Below are 18,901 nucleotides of genomic sequence, written 5' to 3' on the forward strand. Positions count from 1 at the left end.
GTTGGCCCATGCCCCGTAAAACCTGGCGCGCTGCGCTCGCTGCCTATGCCAGCCCGTCAACCCTGGTACTTTTGCTGCTCGGTTTCGCCGCCGGCCTGCCCTACATGTTGGTGTTCTCGACCCTGTCGGTGTGGCTGCGCGAAGCTGGGGTGGCCCGCGAAACCATTGGTTACGCCAGCCTGATCGGCCTGGCCTACGCCTTCAAGTGGGTGTGGTCACCGTTGCTCGACCAATGGCGCCTGCCGCTGCTCGGCGGCCTGGGGCGCCGGCGCTCGTGGCTGCTGCTGTCGCAGGCACTGGTGGTGATCGGCCTGGTCGGCATGAGCCTGTGCGACCCGCAACAACATCTATCCTGGTTGATCGCCATGGCCGTGCTGGTGGCTTTTGCCTCGGCCACCCAGGACATCGCGGTGGATGCCTACCGCCTGGAAATCGCCGACGACCAGCGCCAGGCCGCCCTGGCCGCCAGCTACATGGCCGGCTATCGGGTCGCCGCCCTGCTCGCCACCGCCGGCGCGCTGTTCTTCGCCGAGTGGTTCGGGTCTACCGGCTTCAGTTACCTGCATAAAGCCTGGGCCGGCACCTACGTGATGTTCGGGGTGATGATGCTGCCCGCGCTGTTCACGACCCTGGTCATGCGCGAACCGCCGGTGCCGCTGCGCACCCAGCTGTCGGCTGCGCGCTACGGCCTGGTGCACCAGATGGCCTCGGTGTTCGTGCTGATCATCCTGCTGGTGTCGGTGCCCGCCAGTTTCACCCAGATGTTCAATACCGGCTGGTCCACGGTCATCTCCGGGGATGCCACGCCGCTCGACCTGTTGCTCGAAGACCGCGCCTTCCTGCGCCTGATCCTCTATGTGCTGCTGACCTGGGCATGCCTGTCGAGCCTGGGCCGCCGCGGCCTGGCCCCGGTGCTGACCCCGGTCAACGACTTCATTGCCCGCTACCGCTGGCAGGCTTTGCTATTGCTAGGCCTGATCGCCACCTACCGCATGTCGGACACGGTCATGGGCGTGATGGCCAACGTGTTCTATATCGACATGGGCTTCACCAAAGACCAGATCGCCAGTGTCAGCAAGATCTTCGGCCTGATCATGACCTTGGTCGGTGCCGGTATCGGCGGGCTGCTGATCGTGCGCTTCGGCATCATGCCCATCCTGTTCATTGGTGGCGCGGCATCGGCGGGCACCAACATCCTGTTCCTGATGCTGGCGGACATGGGGCCTAACCTGGAAATGCTGGTGGTCACCATCTCGCTGGACAACTTCAGTTCCGGCATGGCCACTTCTGCGTTCGTGGCGTACCTGTCGAGCCTGACCAACCTGAAGTTCTCGGCCACCCAGTACGCGCTGCTCAGCTCGATCATGCTGTTGCTGCCGCGGTTGATCGGGGGGTACTCGGGGGTGATGGTGGAGAAGTTCGGTTACCACGACTTCTTCCTGATTACCGCCCTGCTGGGCGTGCCTACGCTGATCCTGATCGCCTTGCAGTGGCGCCACGAGGCTGGCCGCGGTAAACCGCTGGCAGAGCCAGGCGCGGCGGCCTGATGGGCAACGCGGGTAAAAAGCCACATTGCGATTGTGTGTGGCTGTCACAGCGTCAGTACGCCCGCCAGCCCCGCCTGTAGGAGCAACTGTCTTTCTCAGAATTTGAAAAGCCTGCGCGATTCATTGTGGGAGCGGGCTTGCCCGCGAAGCAGGCGACGCGGTGTCTGGCACCGGCTGCGCCGGTGTTCGCGGGCACGCCCGCTCCCACAGGAACCGTGAAATCTTCTAGTCCTGCATTTTAGCTGTTGATCTACCCCCTCTTCGGCTGAGGCAACACCAGATCCAGCCAAGGCTCGCCAGTCCTGAGCATGGCATTGAGTCGGACCAGGAAGACCCGCATGCAGGCCACGGTAGCGACATTGGCAAGTTACAGATCGACAAGGCACAGGTACTGCAGGTCAGTCAGCCACGGCCCCTTGCCCCGGCCGGCCGCCCACCACAAACCACAACGGCCACAGCGCCAGCGCGCCCGCCAGCCCCGCCGCCAGTGCGAAATGCAGCAAGCTGGCACCGGCGCCGATCATGGCCAGCAACGCCCCACCCAGCCCCAACAGGGCGATGGTGATCATCCCCAGCATGGCCGAGACCAGGCCTTTGCTTTGCTCGCTGGAAAACAGCGTCATGCGGTACAGCACCGCGTTGGCCACACCCAGGCCCAGTGCATACAACGACATGCCTGCCACCAGGCTGGTCACGCTCGGCCAATACCATGTCGCCAGCACCATCACGCTCAACCCTGCCAGGTACGGCCACAGGGCACCACGGACCAAGGCCGGCAGCGGGTAGCGGTCGGCAATACGGTTGATGATCAGGTTGCCCAGGATCACCCCCCCAAACACCGGCAGCTGCCACAGCGCATATTCCAGGGTCGTCAGGCCCTCATCGTGAATGAGCAATACCGGTGACAGGCCAATCCAGCCAATCAGCGGCAACCCGACCAGGCCCAGGGCGGCGCTGCCCGCGACAAAGCGGCGGTTGCCGAGCAATTGGCCGTAGCCTGCCAACAATGGCAACAGGTGGATCGGCGTGAACGCCAGGCGGGAACCGTCGCGACGCTCTACACCTAGGGTTTCGGGCATGAGCCGGTACAGCAGCCCCCAGCACACCACGGCCCCCACGGCGAAAGCCACGAACAGCCAACGCCAGTCCAGCCACTGCAACAGCAAGGCCCCGACCAGCGGGCCAAGCAGCGGCGACAGCAGGGCGATGTTGGCCAGCAGCGCCATCATCCGCACGGCATCCGCCTCGCTGAATGCCTCATTCAGCGCCGGGTAGCTGACCGTGACCACAAAGCCCAGGCCTATCCCCTGCAACAGACGCAGCAGGTTGAACAGGCCAATATCATGGGCCCAGAAGGTCGCCAGGCAGGCCAGGCCGAAGAACGCGCAGCCGGCCAGCAGCAACGGGCGCCGACCATAGCGGTCTGCCAGCGGGCCGATCAGCCACTGCAGCACAACGCCACCGAGCAAGTACAGGTTGAGGGCATGGGGGATGTATTCAGGGCTGGCGTTCAGGTCGCCGACCACGACCGGCATGGCCGGCATCACCGCGTCACTGGCCAGGTAGGTCAGCAGTTCGAACAGGGCCAGGGTCAGGCCAAACAGCAAGGCCCGCAGGGGGGTGATGTACAGCAGTGGTTTCATGATGGCATATGAGGGGGTGACAGGCAGGAACAGGGTATATGCCAGAAATTGCAGGGGTTTGCTGTGAACAAGTGTAATCGGGGCAAAAAAAGCGGGGCCGCTGTGCAGCCCCGGCGCTGATGCGCTGTTACTGGGCAGCAGTTTCCTGCACGACCCGAATGACCCGCTGCGGGAACGGAATGTCGATCCCTTCGGCCTTCAGGCGGTCACGCGCCTGCTCGTTGAGCATGAACATCACATCCCAGTAATCGGCGGTCTTGGTCCACAAGCGCAGCGACACGGTGATCGAACTGTCACCCAGCGTCGCCACCACCGCTTGCGGAGCGGGGTCGGCCAGCACGCGAGGGTCCTGGGCCAGCTCCAGCAACACATTGCGGGCCTTCTGCAAATCGGCCTCGTAATCCACGCCCACATCGAACACCACCTTGCGCGTGGGCTGGCGGTTGGTGTTGGTGATGATGCCATTGGACAGGCTGCCGTTGGGCATGATCACCGTCTTGTTATCACCGGTGCGCAGCACGGTGTGGAAGATCTGGATGCTGTCGACAGTGCCGGCAACGCCTTGTGCCTCGATCCAATCGCCGATGCGAAACGGGCGGAACATCAGGATCAGCACGCCGCCAGCGAAGTTGGCCAGGCTACCCTGCAGCGCCAGGCCGATGGCCAGGCCGGCGGCACCGATAGCCGCGACGAACGAGGTGGTCTCGATGCCGATCATCGACGCCACGCTGACCAGCAGCAGCACCTTCAGCACGATGTTGGCCAGGGTGCTGATGAAGCCCTGCAACGCCAGGTCGGCATTGCGCAGGCCGACCAGCTTGCCCAGGCGGGCGCTGACCTTGTTGATGATCCACCAGCCGACCGCCAGGGTCACCAGCGCCAGCAGCACACGGCTGCCGTATTGCATGATCAAGGGGATCCAGGTTTGCGACTGGCGAACCAGCTGATCGACTTCAGCGTTCAAATCCATATTCATCTCCTGATGCCGAACGGCAAGTACTCGGTAGAACAGACCGCGCTAACACACGGCCCCGGCCCCCATGGACATCATTGAGCCATGGGGGTTCCTGGCCAAACCCGCATCAGTCGCGGAAGTTGTTGAACTGCAGCGGCATCTCGAATTCCTTGGTCCGCAGCAAGGCAATGGCCTCCTGCAGGTCGTCGCGTTTCTTGCCGGTTACCCGTACCTGCTCACCCTGGATGGCGGCCTGCACCTTCAGCTTGCCGTCCTTGATGGTGGCGACGATCTTCTTGGCCAGGTCCTTGTCGATACCCTCGCGGAACTTGGCTTCCTGTTTCTTTTCCTTGCCGGACGCATACGGGTCCTTGGTTTCCAGGCATTTCACGTCGATCTTGCGCTTGACCAGCGCCAGGCGCAGGATTTCCAGCATGGCTTCGAGCTGGAACTCTTCCTCGGCGGTGAGCATCACGGTCTGCTCTTTGTCCTTGAACTCGAAGGAGCCCTTGCCTTTGAGGTCGTAACGGCGGTCCAGGTCCTTGATGGCGTTGTCCACCGCGTTCTGCACTTCGTGCTTGTCCAGTTCCGATACCACGTCGAACGAAGGCATGGTTGTTCTCCCAAAATAAAAGCGCGCTCAGGCTGACGATGGAGCGCGCCGGGTTTGACGGTTAAAATGCGGGCTCATTATAACGGGTTGCGAAACGCATATGAGCAGCACCTGGCATATTCTCGGCGCCGGCAGCCTCGGCAGCCTGTGGGCTTGCCGCCTGGCACGCGCGGGCAAGGCAGTGCGCCTGGTGCTGCGCGATCGGCAACGGCTGCAGGCCTATGAGCAGGCTGGCGGCCTGACGTTGATCGAGCAAGAACAGCCCCGGCACTACGCCATACCCGCCGAAACCGCCCAGGCTGACGGGCCGATCCATCGCCTGCTGGTGGCCTGCAAGGCCTACGACGCGGCCCCGGCGATTGCCGGCCTGGTACCACGCCTGGCCGAGGGCGCAGACGTGCTACTGCTACAGAACGGCCTGGGCAGCCAGGACGCGGTGGCAGACCTGCTGCCACAGGCGCGCTGCGTTTTCGCCTCCAGCACCGAAGGCGCCTTCCGCGAAGGCGACTGGCAGGTGCGTTTTGCCGGGCATGGCTTCAACTGGCTGGGCGACCCGCGCAACCCGGCGCTGCCGGCCTGGTTCGATGACCTGCACGAAGCAGGCATCCCTGCCGAATGGACGGTGGATATTCTCACCCGCCTGTGGCGCAAGCTGGCCCTCAACTGCGCGATCAACCCGCTGACCGTGCTGCACGCTTGCCAGAACGGCGGCTTGCTGGGCCACCTGGCGGAAGTACATGGCCTGTGCACCGAACTGGCCGCACTGCTGCGCCGCTGTGGCCAGCCGCAAGCGGCCGAGGGCCTGGACGAAGAAGTGCAACGGGTGATCGTGGCCACCGCAGCCAACTACTCTTCCATGTACCAGGACGTGCACGCAGGCCGACGCACCGAGGTGCATTACCTGCTCGGCCATGCCTGCCGGGTTGCCGCGCGGCACGGCCTGCAGCTGCCGCAACTGGAACACCTGCTGCAACGCCTGGTCGAACACCTGCGCTTACGTGGCTTGCCCTGCGACTGACGCAGCCCTATTACCTGGATACGGACACTGCCTAGCCCATGACCTTGCGCCATCGCCTGGAAAACCTCCCGGTCGGGCAGAAGCTGCTGGCGGCCCTGCTGGTATTGCTGGTGACCATCCTGCTGGTGGCCAACCTCACCTTCATCAGCGCGGCTTACTGGATCACCCAGGAGAGCATGGCACCCCAGGCCCTGCAGACCATCGGCCGGCTGGTGGCCAACCCGCAACTGGCCGAGCGCGCTGGCGACACCCCAGACACCGCCAGTGCCCTGCTCAAGGAGCTGGACAGCTACACCCCGCTGCGCGCGGCAGCCGTGTACGGGGGGGACGGTCGCATGCTGGCGCAACTCCAGCATGGCGACCCGTTGACCTTGCCCAAGCGCTTTCGCAACATCGACGGCTGGCGCCTGATGGAGTTTCGCAGCACCCAACTGATCCGCATCCCGCGCGAGGCCAACCCGCCGGCCCACCTGTTGCTGGTGGCCAGCAGCGAGCTGCCCACCGCGTTCTACACCGGCACGCTCAGTGCCAGCCTGGCTATCCTGGTGTTCAGCATCCTGCTGTGGATCTTCATCGCCCGCCAGATCAAACGCCTGATCACCCAACCGATCAACCAGCTTGAAGAACTCAGCCGCCAGGTCACCCGCGAAGAGAGCTACGCCCTGCGCGCCCGGCGTGGCAACGACGATGAGATCGGCAGCCTGGCCGACGCCTTCAACACCATGCTTTCGCGCATCGAGGCCCGTGAGCAGCAACTCAAACGCGCCCGTGACGAGTTCCAGGATGCCTATGACCAGGCCCAGGGTCTGGCCGAGGAAACCCGCCATACCAACCGCAAGCTGGAACTGGAAGTGCAGGTGCGCAGCAAGATCGAGAAAAAACTCACCGGTTTCCAGAACTACCTCAACAGTATCATCGACTCGATGCCTTCGGCATTGATCGCCCTGGACGAACAGCTCTATGTCACCCAGTGGAATCACGAAGCCACGGTCCTCTCCGGCACGCCGTTGCATGAGGCGCTGAACCAGCCGGTGTTCATCGCCTTCGAGCCGCTGAAGCCGTTCCTGCCGCAACTGAAGGAAACCGTGGAAAAGCACCGGGTGGCCAAGATCGAGCGGGTCACCTGGCCCAAGGGCGACGAGCTGCGCCATTACGCCCTCACCTTCTACCCGCTCACCGGCGGCGGCGGGCGCGGCGTGGTGATCCGCATCGACGACATCACCCAGCGCCTGTCGCTGGAAGAAATGATGGTCCAGTCGGAAAAAATGCTCTCGGTCGGCGGCCTGGCGGCGGGCATGGCTCACGAAATCAACAACCCGCTGGGCGCCATCCTGCACAACGTACAGAACATCCGCCGACGCCTGTCGGCAGACCTGCCCCGCAACCAGGAACAGGCCAGCGAGCTTGGCCTCGACCTGGCCATGATCAACCGCTACCTGGCCAGCCGCGAAGTGCCGCAACTGCTCGATGGCATTCAGCAGGCCGGGGCCCGCGCGGCGAAGATCGTCACCCACATGCTCAGCTTCAGCCGCCGCAGCAACCGACAGCTGGAGCCTTGCGAGTTGCCGGCGCTGATCGACCAGGCGGTGGAAATTGCCGGCAACGACTTCGACCTGGCGATCGGTTTCGACTTCAAGGGGCAGGCCATCGTGCGGCAGTTCGACCCTGAACTGGGTCCTGTGCCGTGCACTGCCAACGAACTGGAACAGGTACTGTTGAACTTGTTGAAGAACGCCGCCCAGGCCATCCACCTGCGCCCGCAACCGAGCGAGCCGGGGCGGATCACCCTGCGCACCCGGCTGAACCCGCCGTGGGCGGAGATCCAGGTCGAGGACAATGGCGTCGGCATGCCAGAGGCCGTGCGCAAGCGCACCTTCGAGCCGTTCTTCACCACCAAGGAAATCGGCCAGGGCACCGGGCTGGGCCTGTCGGTTTCGTACTTCATCATCACCAACAACCACAAGGGGCAGATGGAGGTGCACTCCACGCCTGGCCAGGGTACGTGCTTCACCCTGCGCCTGCCCCTCGGCCAGCCGGCAGCAGCGGTGCCGACCTTACCGGAGCAATGACATGGGCAACCGCCTATCGAAGATCTACACCCGTACCGGCGACCAGGGCGAAACCGGCCTGGGCGACGGCCGGCGGGTGCCGAAGAGCCACCCGCGCATAGAAGCCATTGGCGAGGTAGACAGCCTCAACAGCCAGCTTGGCGTGCTTTTGGCAGGCCTGGCCGAGCAAGGCCTGGAAGAGGTCACTACGGTGCTCGCGCCGTGTCAGCACCGCTTGTTCGACCTGGGTGGCGAGCTGGCCATGCCCAGCTACCAGGCCTTGAACCAGGCAGAAGTGGAGCGCCTGGAGGCGGTCATCGATGTGTGGAACGAAGAGCTGGGGCCGCTGAAGAACTTCATCCTGCCCAGTGGTTCGATGCTGGTGGCGCAGGCCCATGTGTGCCGCAGCCTGGCGCGCAGCGCCGAGCGGCGCTGCCAGCAGCTGCATGCGCTGGAACCACTGGAAGGGGTAGGTCTGGCGTACATCAACCGCCTGTCCGACCTGCTGTTCGTGGCGGCGCGGATCATCGGTCGGCGACAGGGGGTGGCCGAGGTGTTGTGGCAGCCTGCTGAAAAGCCGCAGGGCTGACAGGTTCGGGGCGGCCTGCGCGGTGTCGCGCAGGGCCGCCCCAATGGCTCAGGCCTCGGGCCAGAATGCCCGGATGCCGGCCACACCCTGGGCCCCGGCTTCCCAGGCTCGCTCGCGCTCACCCGGCCCTACCCCGCCCAGCAAGTACACCGGCTTGCTGAACCCGACCAGCAAACGTCGAGCTTCGTCCCAGCCCAACGGCGTCGCCTCGGGGTGGGTCTGGGTTGCCTGGACCGGCGACAGGGTGACGAAGTCGACGCCCATCTGCTCGGCCAGTGCCAGCTCTTCGGCGCAGTGGCAGGAAGCCGCCAACCACCGCTCGCGGGGAAACGGCCGACCTTTGGCGGCGTACTTGCGCAACTGCGCCGCGGTCAGGTGCCAGCCGGCCGAAGGGAAATCGCCCAGCCATTCCAGCGGCCCCTTGAGCATCAACTGCGCCTTGCCCGCACACAGCCCAACCGCATCCACCGCCACGTCGCGGTACTTGGGGTCGTACATGTCCGGGGCGCGCAACTGAATCAGGCGAATGCCACTGGCAACCGCCTTCTGTATGCCCTTGAGCAGTTGCGGCACTTCCAGGCCATCGGGGGTAATCAGGTACTGGTCCGGCAGGCGCGCGGCAGCCACGATCGGCTGGTTGGCCTCGGGAAATTCGTACTGCGGCAAATCGCGCGGGGCAACCCACGCCAGCGGCTGACCCTCGGCGCCATGCGCTTCGCCGGTAAAGGCCTGCACTTCACGCACGTCCAGCAACACCTGCTTGTCCGGGTAGTCGTGGCTGACCTTGATCAGCGCACGCGAACGGCTTACCTCGATACCCAGCTCTTCGCGCAGCTCGCGGGCCAGTGCCGCATCCACGCTTTCACCGGCTTCGACCTTGCCGCCGGGAAACTCCCACAGGCCACCCTGGTGCTGGGTGGCGGCCCGCCGCGCGATCAGAATGCGGCCATCGGCGCCACGAATGACTGCTGCTACAACATGAATCCGTTTCACACTTCACGCTCCGCCAAGCCAGCCTGCAACAAGGCGCGCAACGTGTCGCCGAAGTTCAGGTGATCGCTCATGGTTCGTCTCCTGGTTCTGGAATTGTGGGGCCGTTGCCCGACCCCATCACTGCATCAGGTACGGTATTCGGCGTTGATCTTCACATACTCGTGCGACAGGTCGGTGGTCCAGATGGTTTCGCTGCACTGGCCACGCCCCAGTTCGATCCGGATCGTGATCTCTTCCTGGGCCATCACTGCCGAGCCCTGGGCTTCGGTGTAGCTGGGGCTGCGGCCGCCCTGGCTGGCGATGCACACGTTATCCAGGTAGACGTCGATCAGGCTCACGTCCAGCTCCGGCACACCGGCACGGCCCACCGCGGCGAGAATACGGCCCCAGTTGGGGTCCGACGCGAACAGGGCGGTCTTGATCAGCGGCGAGTGGGCCACTGCGTAACCCACGTCCAGGCATTCCTGGTGGTTGCCACCGCCGTTGACCTGCACGGTCACGAACTTGGTCGCACCTTCGCCGTCACGCACGATGGCCTGGGCCACGTCCATGCACACTTCGAACACGGCTTTTTTCAGGGCCTCGAACAGCGCACCACGGGCTTCGGTGACTTCTGGCAGGTTGGCCTTGCCGGTGGCGATCAGCATGCAGCAATCGTTGGTCGAGGTGTCGCCATCGATGGTGATGCGGTTGAACGACTTGTTGGCGCCGTCCAGCATCAGGTCCTTGAGCACCGCCGGGGCAACCTTGGCGTCGGTGGCGATGTAGCCAAGCATGGTGGCCATGTTCGGGCGGATCATGCCGGCGCCCTTGCTGATACCGGTCACGGTCACGGTCACGCCATCGTGCTGGAACTGGCGGCTGGCGCCCTTGGGCAAGGTATCGGTGGTCATGATGCCGGTGGCCGCTTCGGCCCAGTTGTTCTCCGACAGGTTATCGAGGGCGGCCTGCAGCGCGCCTTCGATCTTTTCGACCGGCAGTGGCTCGCCGATCACCCCGGTGGAGAACGGCAGTACCGATTCGGCGGGTACGCCGGCCAGTTCAGCCAGCTTGGCGCAGGTGCGTTCGGCGGCTGCCAGCCCAGGGGCGCCGGTACCGGCGTTGGCATTACCGGTGTTGGTCAACAGGTAGCGCACGGTGCCCTGTACACGCTGCTTGGAGAGGATCACCGGTGCCGCGCAGAACGCGTTGAGGGTGAACACGCCCGCCACCCTGGAGCCTTCGGCGCAGCGCATGACCACCACATCCTTGCGCCCAGGACGCTTGATGCCGGCAGAAGCGATGCCGAGTTCAAAACCCGCAACCGGGTGCAGGGTGGGCAAAGGACCAAGACCAACAGCCATTAGAGCGCTCCTAGAAAATTCGGTGGATGTACAAAAAACGGGGCCGCAAAGCGGCCCCAGGATGTATCAGGTTACAACACCCAGCTCAGATCATTCGATCTGCCCGTGGCAATGCTTGAACTTCTTGCCCGAACCACACCAGCAAGGCTCGTTGCGGCCCAGCTTCTGCTCGTTGCGCACCGGCGCCGAGGCAACGGCCACTTCGGCCTCCTCCTCGCTCAGCTGCTCGCCTTCCAGGCCAGGGGCTGGGGCGTGCTCGAACTGCATGCGGCTGGCCAGCTCCTCGGCCTCGCGGCGCAGGCGGGCTTCCTCTTCGACCGGGTCTTCGCGGCGTACCTGAACGTGCGACAGCACGCGGATGGTATCGCGCTTGATCGACTCCAGCAGTTCCTGGAACAGGCTGAACGACTCGCGCTTGTACTCCTGCTTGGGGTTCTTCTGCGCATAGCCACGCAGGTGAATACCGTGGCGCAAGTGGTCCATGGTCGACAGGTGGTCTTTCCACAGGTCGTCCAGCACACGCAGCAGAATCTGCTTCTCGAAGGTACGCAGGGCTTCGAGGCCGGCCTGGTCTTCTTTCTCGGTGTAGGCCGTGGTGATCTCGTTCAGCAGCTTCTCGCGCAGCGTCTCCTCGTAGAGGTGATCGTCTTCGTCGAGCCATTGCTGGATCGGCAGCTTGATGGCGAAGTCGCTGGCCAGCGATGCCTCCAGGCCGGCCACGTCCCACTGCTCGGGCAGCGACTGCGGCGGAATGTGCTGGCTGATGGTAGCGTCCAGGACTTCCTTGCGGAATTCGACGATGGTGTCGCCAATGTTCTCGGCCGCCAGCAGGCTGTTGCGCATGTGGTAGATCACCTTGCGCTGCTCGTTGGCCACGTCGTCGTATTCAAGCAACTGCTTGCGGATGTCGAAGTTGCGGCCTTCGACCTTGCGCTGCGCCTTCTCGATGGCATTGGTGACCATGCGGTGTTCGATGGCCTCGCCCGCCTGCATGCCCAGGGCCTTCATGAAGTTCTTCACTCGGTCGGAGGCGAAGATACGCATCAGGCTGTCTTCCAGCGACAGGTAGAAGCGGCTGGAGCCCGGGTCGCCCTGACGGCCGGAACGGCCACGCAACTGGTTGTCGATACGGCGCGACTCGTGGCGCTCGGAGGCGATCACGTGCAGGCCACCGGCCTCGATCACCTGCTGGTGACGCTTCTGCCAGTCGGCCTTGATCTGGGCGATCTGCTCGGCGGTCGGGTTTTCCAGGGCGGCCACTTCGGCTTCCCAGTTACCGCCCAGCAGGATGTCGGTACCACGGCCGGCCATGTTGGTGGCGATGGTCAGGGCACCCGGCGCACCTGCCTGGGCGATGATTTCGGCTTCTTTCTCGTGGTACTTGGCGTTCAGTACCTTGTGGTCGATACCTTCTTTCTTCAGCAGGTTCGACATGTGTTCGGACGTTTCGATGGTCGCGGTACCAACCAGAATCGGCCGGCCCTGCTTCATGCTTTCCTTGATGTCGGCAATGATCGCGGCGTACTTCTCGTCGGCGGTCAGGTACACCAGGTCGTTGAAGTCCTTGCGCGCCAGCGGCTTGTTCGGCGGGATGACCATCACGTTCAGCGCGTAGATCGACTGGAACTCGAAGGCTTCGGTGTCGGCGGTACCGGTCATGCCGGACAGCTTGGTGTACAGGCGGAAGTAGTTCTGGAAGGTGGTCGAGGCCAGGGTCTGGCTCTCGGCCTGGATGTTCAGGTTTTCCTTGGCCTCGATGGCCTGGTGCAGACCTTCGGACAGGCGCCGGCCCGGCATGGTCCGGCCGGTGTGCTCGTCGATCAGCAGTACCTGGCCGTCCTGGACGATGTACTCGATGTTGCGGTGGAACAGCTTGTGCGCGCGCAGGCCGGCATACACGTGGGTCAGCAGGCCCAGGTTATGCGCCGAGTACAGGCTCTCGCCTTCAGCCAGCAACCCGGCCTGGGTCAGCATCTCTTCGATGAACTGGTGACCGGCCTCGTTGAGCTCGACCTGGCGGCTCTTCTCGTCGATGGTGAAGTGGCCTTCCTGAGTGACCTGGCCTTCGACTTCTTCGATGTGCTGGGTCAGGCGCGGGATCAGGCGGTTGATCTCGATGTACAGCTTGGAGCTGTCTTCGGCCTGGCCGGAGATGATCAGCGGGGTACGCGCTTCGTCGATGAGAATGGAGTCCACTTCGTCGATCACGGCGAAGTTCAGTTCACGCTGGAACTTCTCGTCCTGGCTGAACGCCATGTTGTCGCGCAGGTAGTCGAAACCGAATTCGTTGTTGGTGCCGTAGGTGATGTCGGCCGCATAGGCAGCACGCTTTTCTTCCGGCGGCTGGAAGGCCGATACGATACCGACCGACAGGCCGAGAAACTCGTACAGAGGGCGCATCCAGTTGGCGTCGCGGCGGGCCAGGTAGTCGTTGACGGTAACCACATGCACGCCCTTGCCGGACAGTGCGTTGAGGTACACGGCCAGGGTACCGACCAAGGTCTTGCCTTCACCGGTACGCATTTCTGCGATCATGCCTTCGTGCAGGGTCATGCCGCCAATCAACTGAACGTCGAAGTGGCGCATGCCCATCACGCGCTTGCCGGCCTCGCGGGCCACGGCAAAGGCTTCGGGCAACAATTGGTCCAGTGTCTCGCCTTTGGCCAGGCGCTCCTTGAACTCTGCAGTCTTGCCCCGCAGTTGCTCGTCGGAGAGGGCCACCATCTTCTCTTCGAAGGCATTGACGATACTCACCGTCTTGAGCATGCGTTTTACTTCACGCTCGTTCTTGCTTCCAAAAAGTTTTTTTAACAAAGGCGCAAACATATCGGCAGGATCTTCCACACGTAGGGATGGAGGGCGGCCCCATGAGTCGCCCGTGCAGCCCTGAGGCCGCATGCGAACGAGCATTCTACCCGGAAACGATGGTGAGGAAAGTGGTGGATTTCCACGATGCTGGCACAGCGCTTTGGCAGGGGCTTGGTTTAGATAGGGGCATTTTCCCTGAGTTCAAGGTTTGGCAACATGAAAGGTATCGAGAACCAGTCTTATCTTGCGTTGCCTGTGCTGGCCTCTTCGCGGGCACGCCCGCTCCCACAGGATCACTACAGGCCTGAGTGTTGCGCAATCCCTGTGGGAGCGGGCGTGCCCGCGAAGCGGCCAGCACAGGTTCTACAGGTGTTAAACTGCCGATCTTGTAACCTCATGCGTACCCCCATGGCCTACAAACCCTCCCCCGCCCAGCCACCCTCGGCCCTGCTGCGCCAGGTGCGCCCGCTGCGCCTGCTGCTGAACCACGCCGAACGCCTGGAACACCTGCAGCGCCTGCTGGAAAGCCAGCTGCAACCGGCTGCCCGCGAGCATTGCCACGTGGCCTCATGGCGCGATGGCACCTTGTTGCTGGTGGTGACCGATGGCCATTGGGCTACCCGCCTGCGCTACCAGCAGAAGCGCCTGCTGGCCGCATTGCAGGCCATGGAAGCCTTTGGCAACCTCCGGCGCATCCTCTACAAGGTGCAGCCGCCCCTGGTACCGGCCAAACGCGGCGGGCATGCTGCCGAGCTGTCCACCAGCGCCGCGGCAAGCCTGCGTGACACCGCCGAGGGCATCGCCGACCCCAAGCTGCGCGCTGCACTGGAGCGCTTGGCCGCCCACGCTGGCGACAAGCAATAAAAAAGGCCACCCGAAGGTGGCCTTGATTACAACACTAGAGAGAGTGTTCGAACTTACACGGCCGCAACAGGGCGCATGTACGAGATCGGTGCCGTACTGGCATCTTCGAACGTGACCACTTCCCAGGCATCGGTTTCGGCAATCAGCTTGCGCAACAGCTGGTTGTTCAGCGCATGGCCGGACTTGTAGCCCTTGAACTCGCCGATCAGGCTGTTGCCCAGCAGGTAGAGGTCGCCAATGGCGTCGAGGATCTTGTGCTTGACGAATTCGTCATCGGAACGAAGGCCGTCTTCGTTGAGCACACCTGTCTCGTCGACCACGATGGCATTCTCGACACTGCCACCCAACGCAAGGTTGTGCTTGCGCAGGTACTCGATGTCACGCATGAAACCGAACGTGCGGGCGCGGCTGACTTCCTTCACGAACGAGGTGCTGGAGAAGTCGACAACCGCGCTCTGGGTCTGGCCCTTGAGGACCGGGTGATCGAAGTCGATCTCGAAGCTCACCTTGAAACCGTCGAAAGGCAGGAAAGTGGCGCGCTTGTCGCCCTCTTCCACAGTCACCTCACGCAGGATGCGGATGAACTTCTTGGCTGCGTCCTGTTCTTCCAGGCCGGCAGACTGAATCAGGAATACGAAGGGACCGGCGCTGCCATCCATGATCGGCACTTCCGAGGCGGAGAGCTCGACGTAGGCGTTATCGATGCCCAGGCCCGCCATGGCGGAGAGCAGGTGCTCGACCGTATCGACCTTGACGTCACCGTTGACCAGCGTCGTCGACATGGTGGTCTCGCCGACGTTGGCCGCACGCGCAGGGATCTCGACCACAGGGTCGAGGTCGGCGCGGCGGAAGACGATGCCGGTGTCAACAGGTGCAGGCTTGAGGGTCAGGTAAACCTTCTCCCCGGAGTGCAGGCCGACACCTGTGGCACGGATGGTATTCTTCAGGGTGCGTTGTTTAATCATGGCATTGGCCGCTTCAGCGCAAATTGCGAACAGGTATCAACAAAGGCTGGGGATGATAACAGACCCAACCTTTGATGAATACCAATCACCTTTATACCCCTGATAAATTCCATTAATCAGCCTGACGACGCAGGAATGCCGGGATATCCAGGTAATCCAGGTCATCCTGAGGGTTCATTTTCGCGGCTGCCGCAGCACCGGCGTGGGCCTGGTTGCGCATTACGGTCGGGCGCTCCAGGTCACGGTAGTTCACGGCTGGCTGCTCCTGACGAACTGGCGCCGGGTTGGACGCTTCGTACGCCTGCTGGGCAGTCTGCAGGGTGTTGTCGACCACTTTCACAGGCTTCTCGATACGCGCGCCCAGGCCGGTGGCCACAACGGTCACGTGCAGTTCGTCACGCATGTCCGGATCGATCACGGTACCGACCTTGACCATGGCGTGGTCAGAGGCGAAGGCTTCGATGATGCTACCCACGTCGGAGTATTCACCCAGCGACAGGTCCGGGCCAGCGGTGATGTTCACCAGGATGCCGCGGGCGCCCTGCAGGTTGACATCTTCCAGCAGCGGGTTGCGGATGGCTGCTTCGGTGGCTTCGCGTGCACGGTTCGGGCCGCTGGCGCAACCAGTACCCATCATCGCCATGCCCATTTCACCCATGACGGTGCGCACGTCGGCGAAGTCGACGTTGATCATGCCCGGGCGCTTGATGATGTCGGAGATACCGCGCACGGCACCGGCCAGTACATCATCGGCTTTGGCGAAGGCGGACAGCAGGCTGGCATCCTTGCCCAGGATGGTCAGCAGTTTCTCGTTGGGGATGGTGATCAACGAGTCGACGCTTTCAGCCAGCATGCGGATGCCTTCATCGGCGATCTGCATGCGCTTGCGGCCCTCGAACGGGAACGGACGGGTCACCACGGCTACGGTGAGGATGCCCATTTCCTTGGCCACTTCGGCGATGATCGGTGCAGCACCGGTACCGGTACCGCCGCCCATGCCAGTGGTGATGAACACCATGTTGGTGCCTTGCAGTACTTCGGCGATGCGCTCACGGTCTTCCAGTGCGGCCTGACGGCCGACTTCCGGATTGGCGCCAGCACCCAGGCCCTTGGTCACGCCAGTGCCCAATTGCAGGATGGTGCGTGCACCAATGTTTTTCAGGGCCTGAGCATCCGTGTTGGCGCAGATGAATTCCACGCCTTCGATGCTGCTCTTGACCATGTGGTTGACGGCGTTGCCGCCACCACCACCAACGCCGATCACTTTGATGACCGGGCTTTGCGGGACGTTGTCTACGAGCTCGAACATTTTCCCTCTCCTTACAGTTCTCTAGTTGTTGCGCCTACCACTACTGCTTTGAAACTTAGAAGTTGCCCTGTACCCAGCGCTTGAAGCGTTCAAGCACTGGGGCCTTCGGTTCATCGCCATAGCTGTTGTTGCTGCTGTTGCTGCTGCCGGTCAGGACCATGTCCTCGGACTGCTTGAGCAGGCCGTAGGTGAGCAAGCCCACGCCGGTGGAATAAATGGGGTTGCGAACCACGTCGCTCAGGCCCCGAACGCTGTGCGGTACGCCCAGGCGTACCGGCATGTGGAAGATTTCCTCGGCCAGTTCCACGGCACCTTCCATCTTCGCGGTACCGCCGGTGAGGACGATGCCCGCTGGCACCAGGTCCTCGTACCCGCTGCGGCGCAGTTCGGCCTGGATCAGGGTGAAGAGCTCGTCGTAACGCGGCTCCACCACCTCGGCCAGGGCCTGACGCGACAGCTCGCGCGGTGGGCGGTCGCCCACGCTCGGCACCTTGATGGTCTCGCCAGCGCCCGCCAGTTTGGCCAGGGCGCAGGCGTAGCGGATCTTGATTTCTTCGGCGTACTGGGTCGGGGTACGCAGGGCCATGGCGATGTCGTTGGTCACCTGGTCGCCGGCAATCGGAATGACAGCGGTGTGGCGGATCGCGCCTTCGGTGAAGATGGCGATGTCGGTGGTACCGCCACCGATATCGACCAGGCACACGCCCAGTTCCTTTTCATCGTCGGTGAGCACCGAATAGGCCGAAGCCAACTGCTCGAGGATGATGTCGTCGATTTCCAGGCCGCAGCGGCGCACGCACTTTTCGATGTTCTGTGCCGCGTTGACCGCGCAGGTCACCACGTGAACCTTGGCTTCCAGACGCACGCCAGACATGCCCAGCGGCTCGCGGACGCCTTCCTGGTTGTCGATCACGTAGTCCTGCGGCAGGGTGTGCAGCACGCGCTGGTCTGCCGGAATGGCCACCGCCTGGGCCGCGTCCAGTACCCGCTCCAGGTCGGCCAGGCTGACCTCGCGGTCACGGATGGCGACGATGCCGTGGGAGTTCAGGCTGCGGATATGGTTACCGGCGACGCCCACGAACGCCGAGTGGATGCGGCAGCCGGCCATCAGCTGCGCTTCTTCGACGGCGCGCTGGATCGATTGCACGGTCGACTCGATGTTCACCACCACGCCTTTTTTCAGGCCGCGGGACGGGTGTGTGCCGATACCGACGATCTCCAGGGTGCCGTCTTCGCCCACTTCGCCGACCAGCGCCACCACCTTGGAGGTGCCAATATCCAGCCCGACGATCATTTTGCCGCTATGCGCGTTTGCCATGGTCCTGCCTCTCTCTAATTCTTCGCAACGGCGGGTTGGGCCGTCGTCGGTGCAATCGGTTCCCGCCAACCAACGGCAAGTCCGTTGGAATAACGCAGATCAATGCGGGCGATAGTGCTGATCTGGTCTTTGAGTGTCTTGTCGTAAATGGCAATGAAACGGCGCATCTTCTCCACCAGATGGTCGCGCCCCAGCAGCAGCTCGATGCCCGGCCCGGCGCTGCTCGCGCCAGTGGTCAGGAACCAGCTGCCTCGCTCGCGCAGCTCCAGGCGAGCGATGGAAAAGCCCAAGGGGCGCAGCATCTGGCTCAATACCTGATACTGCTGCATGACTTGTTGCTGGGCACGCTGCGGCCCGGCAAGCTGCGGCAGGTGCTCATAGTTGGCCAGCTCACGCGGGGTGAATGCCTGGCCCTGGTTGTTGAGCAAGGCTTCGTCGCCCCAGCGCGCCACCGGCAGCTGTTCTTCCAGGCGGATGACCACCTCGTCAGGCCACACCCGGCGCACTTCGGCGTGGGCGATCCAGGGCATCTGTTCGAGCTCCGTACGCATCGCCGGCAGGTCGACACTGAAGAAGCTCGCGGCCACGTAAGGGGCGATACGCTGCTGCACCGACTGCTGGCTGATGTAGGTGAGGTCGCCCTGCACATCGATCTTGGCGATGGGCCGGTCGGCATAAGGCATCAGGCGGATGGCCCCTTCGTAGGCACCGAAGCCTGCTGCCACCAGCAATACCGGCCACAGCAGGCGCTTCAGGCCGCCGAGGCTGGGCCGCGGCAGGCGCGCCGATACGGGCTCGTCGGCCACCAGCCTGCTGGCACCACGCGGCACCGGCTTGCTACGGCCGGTTACGGGTTGCTGCTGACGTATCATTGCGCCTTGCATGATG

15 protein-coding genes and 1 pseudogene are annotated in these 18,901 nt (G+C 63.3%); 5 read left to right on the plus strand and 11 right to left on the minus strand.

Annotation, left to right across the window (positions count from 1 at the left end):
* Positions 1-8 precede the first annotated feature (8 nt).
* Positions 9-1,547 carry an AmpG family muropeptide MFS transporter gene (locus L1P09_RS20520; RefSeq protein WP_054905814.1) on the plus strand — a complete coding sequence of 513 codons (1,539 nt, stop codon included), beginning with the start codon at positions 9-11 and terminating at the stop codon, positions 1,545-1,547.
* Positions 1,548-1,797: 250 nt separating this feature from the next.
* Here L1P09_RS20520 and L1P09_RS20525 read toward each other — a convergent pair.
* The 4 genes and pseudogenes from L1P09_RS20525 to L1P09_RS20540 form a co-directional block, all read right to left on the minus strand.
* Positions 1,798-1,911, minus strand: a pseudogene (locus L1P09_RS20525) (IS110 family transposase); the annotation flags it as partial.
* A gap of 34 nt (positions 1,912-1,945) precedes the next feature.
* A complete protein-coding gene (locus tag L1P09_RS20530; RefSeq protein WP_235768048.1) occupies positions 1,946-3,190 on the minus strand; it encodes an MFS transporter in 1,245 nt (414 codons plus the stop codon).
* Positions 3,191-3,317: 127 nt separating this feature from the next.
* Entirely contained in the window at positions 3,318-4,160 is an 843-nt protein-coding gene (locus tag L1P09_RS20535) for a mechanosensitive ion channel family protein (protein WP_009682793.1), read from the minus strand.
* A 112-nt stretch (positions 4,161-4,272) separates the two neighbouring features.
* Positions 4,273-4,758, minus strand: coding sequence for a YajQ family cyclic di-GMP-binding protein (locus tag L1P09_RS20540; RefSeq protein ID WP_009682794.1), 486 nt, complete (start codon positions 4,756-4,758; stop codon positions 4,273-4,275).
* Positions 4,759-4,858: 100 nt separating this feature from the next.
* On the opposite strand from L1P09_RS20540, the gene L1P09_RS20545 reads away from it, so the two are divergent.
* From L1P09_RS20545 to L1P09_RS20555, 3 genes are read left to right on the plus strand one after another with little or no spacing between them, the layout of a single operon-like run.
* Positions 4,859-5,776, plus strand: coding sequence for a putative 2-dehydropantoate 2-reductase (locus L1P09_RS20545; RefSeq protein ID WP_054905815.1), 918 nt, complete (start codon positions 4,859-4,861; stop codon positions 5,774-5,776).
* Between the two features lie 38 nt (positions 5,777-5,814).
* Positions 5,815-7,845, plus strand: a complete 2,031-nt coding sequence (locus L1P09_RS20550; RefSeq protein ID WP_054905816.1) for a sensor histidine kinase — start codon at positions 5,815-5,817, stop codon at positions 7,843-7,845.
* A gap of 1 nt (position 7,846) precedes the next feature.
* The gene (locus L1P09_RS20555) at positions 7,847-8,413 is read left to right on the plus strand and encodes a cob(I)yrinic acid a,c-diamide adenosyltransferase (RefSeq protein WP_054905817.1); all 567 of its coding nucleotides are present in this window, start codon (positions 7,847-7,849) and stop codon (positions 8,411-8,413) included.
* Positions 8,414-8,461: 48 nt separating this feature from the next.
* Here the strand turns inward: L1P09_RS20555 and L1P09_RS20560 are convergent, their stop codons facing one another.
* The 3 genes from L1P09_RS20560 to secA form a co-directional block, all read right to left on the minus strand.
* Positions 8,462-9,406 (minus strand): Nudix family hydrolase, encoded by a 945-nt coding sequence (locus L1P09_RS20560; protein ID WP_232892378.1) that lies wholly within the window; start codon positions 9,404-9,406, stop codon positions 8,462-8,464.
* A 125-nt stretch (positions 9,407-9,531) separates the two neighbouring features.
* Entirely contained in the window at positions 9,532-10,749 is a 1,218-nt protein-coding gene (gene argJ, locus L1P09_RS20565) for a bifunctional glutamate N-acetyltransferase/amino-acid acetyltransferase ArgJ (RefSeq protein WP_235768049.1), read from the minus strand.
* Between the two features lie 90 nt (positions 10,750-10,839).
* Positions 10,840-13,575: a preprotein translocase subunit SecA gene (gene secA / locus L1P09_RS20570; protein WP_235768050.1), complete on the minus strand. Its 2,736-nt coding sequence runs from the start codon at positions 13,573-13,575 to the stop codon at positions 10,840-10,842.
* 390 nt (positions 13,576-13,965) lie between these two features.
* On the opposite strand from secA, the gene L1P09_RS20575 reads away from it, so the two are divergent.
* Entirely contained in the window at positions 13,966-14,421 is a 456-nt protein-coding gene (locus L1P09_RS20575; protein WP_054905335.1) for a DUF721 domain-containing protein, read from the plus strand.
* A gap of 53 nt (positions 14,422-14,474) precedes the next feature.
* Here L1P09_RS20575 and lpxC read toward each other — a convergent pair whose 3' ends face one another.
* From lpxC to L1P09_RS20595, 4 genes are all read right to left on the minus strand, one after another.
* Positions 14,475-15,386, minus strand: a complete 912-nt coding sequence (gene lpxC / locus L1P09_RS20580) for a UDP-3-O-acyl-N-acetylglucosamine deacetylase (protein ID WP_003260771.1) — start codon at positions 15,384-15,386, stop codon at positions 14,475-14,477.
* A gap of 112 nt (positions 15,387-15,498) precedes the next feature.
* Entirely contained in the window at positions 15,499-16,695 is a 1,197-nt protein-coding gene (ftsZ, locus tag L1P09_RS20585; RefSeq protein WP_009684407.1) for a cell division protein FtsZ, read from the minus strand.
* 55 nt (positions 16,696-16,750) lie between these two features.
* Positions 16,751-18,013, minus strand: a complete 1,263-nt coding sequence (gene ftsA / locus L1P09_RS20590; RefSeq protein ID WP_009684408.1) for a cell division protein FtsA — start codon at positions 18,011-18,013, stop codon at positions 16,751-16,753.
* Positions 18,014-18,027: 14 nt separating this feature from the next.
* Complete coding sequence (locus L1P09_RS20595; RefSeq protein WP_173890965.1) at positions 18,028-18,897, minus strand: cell division protein FtsQ/DivIB; 870 nt, start codon at positions 18,895-18,897, stop codon at positions 18,028-18,030.
* Positions 18,898-18,901: the final 4 nt, after the last annotated feature.

This window comes from Pseudomonas juntendi, assembly GCF_021560075.1.
Lineage (GTDB): Bacteria > Pseudomonadota > Gammaproteobacteria > Pseudomonadales > Pseudomonadaceae > Aquipseudomonas > Aquipseudomonas juntendi.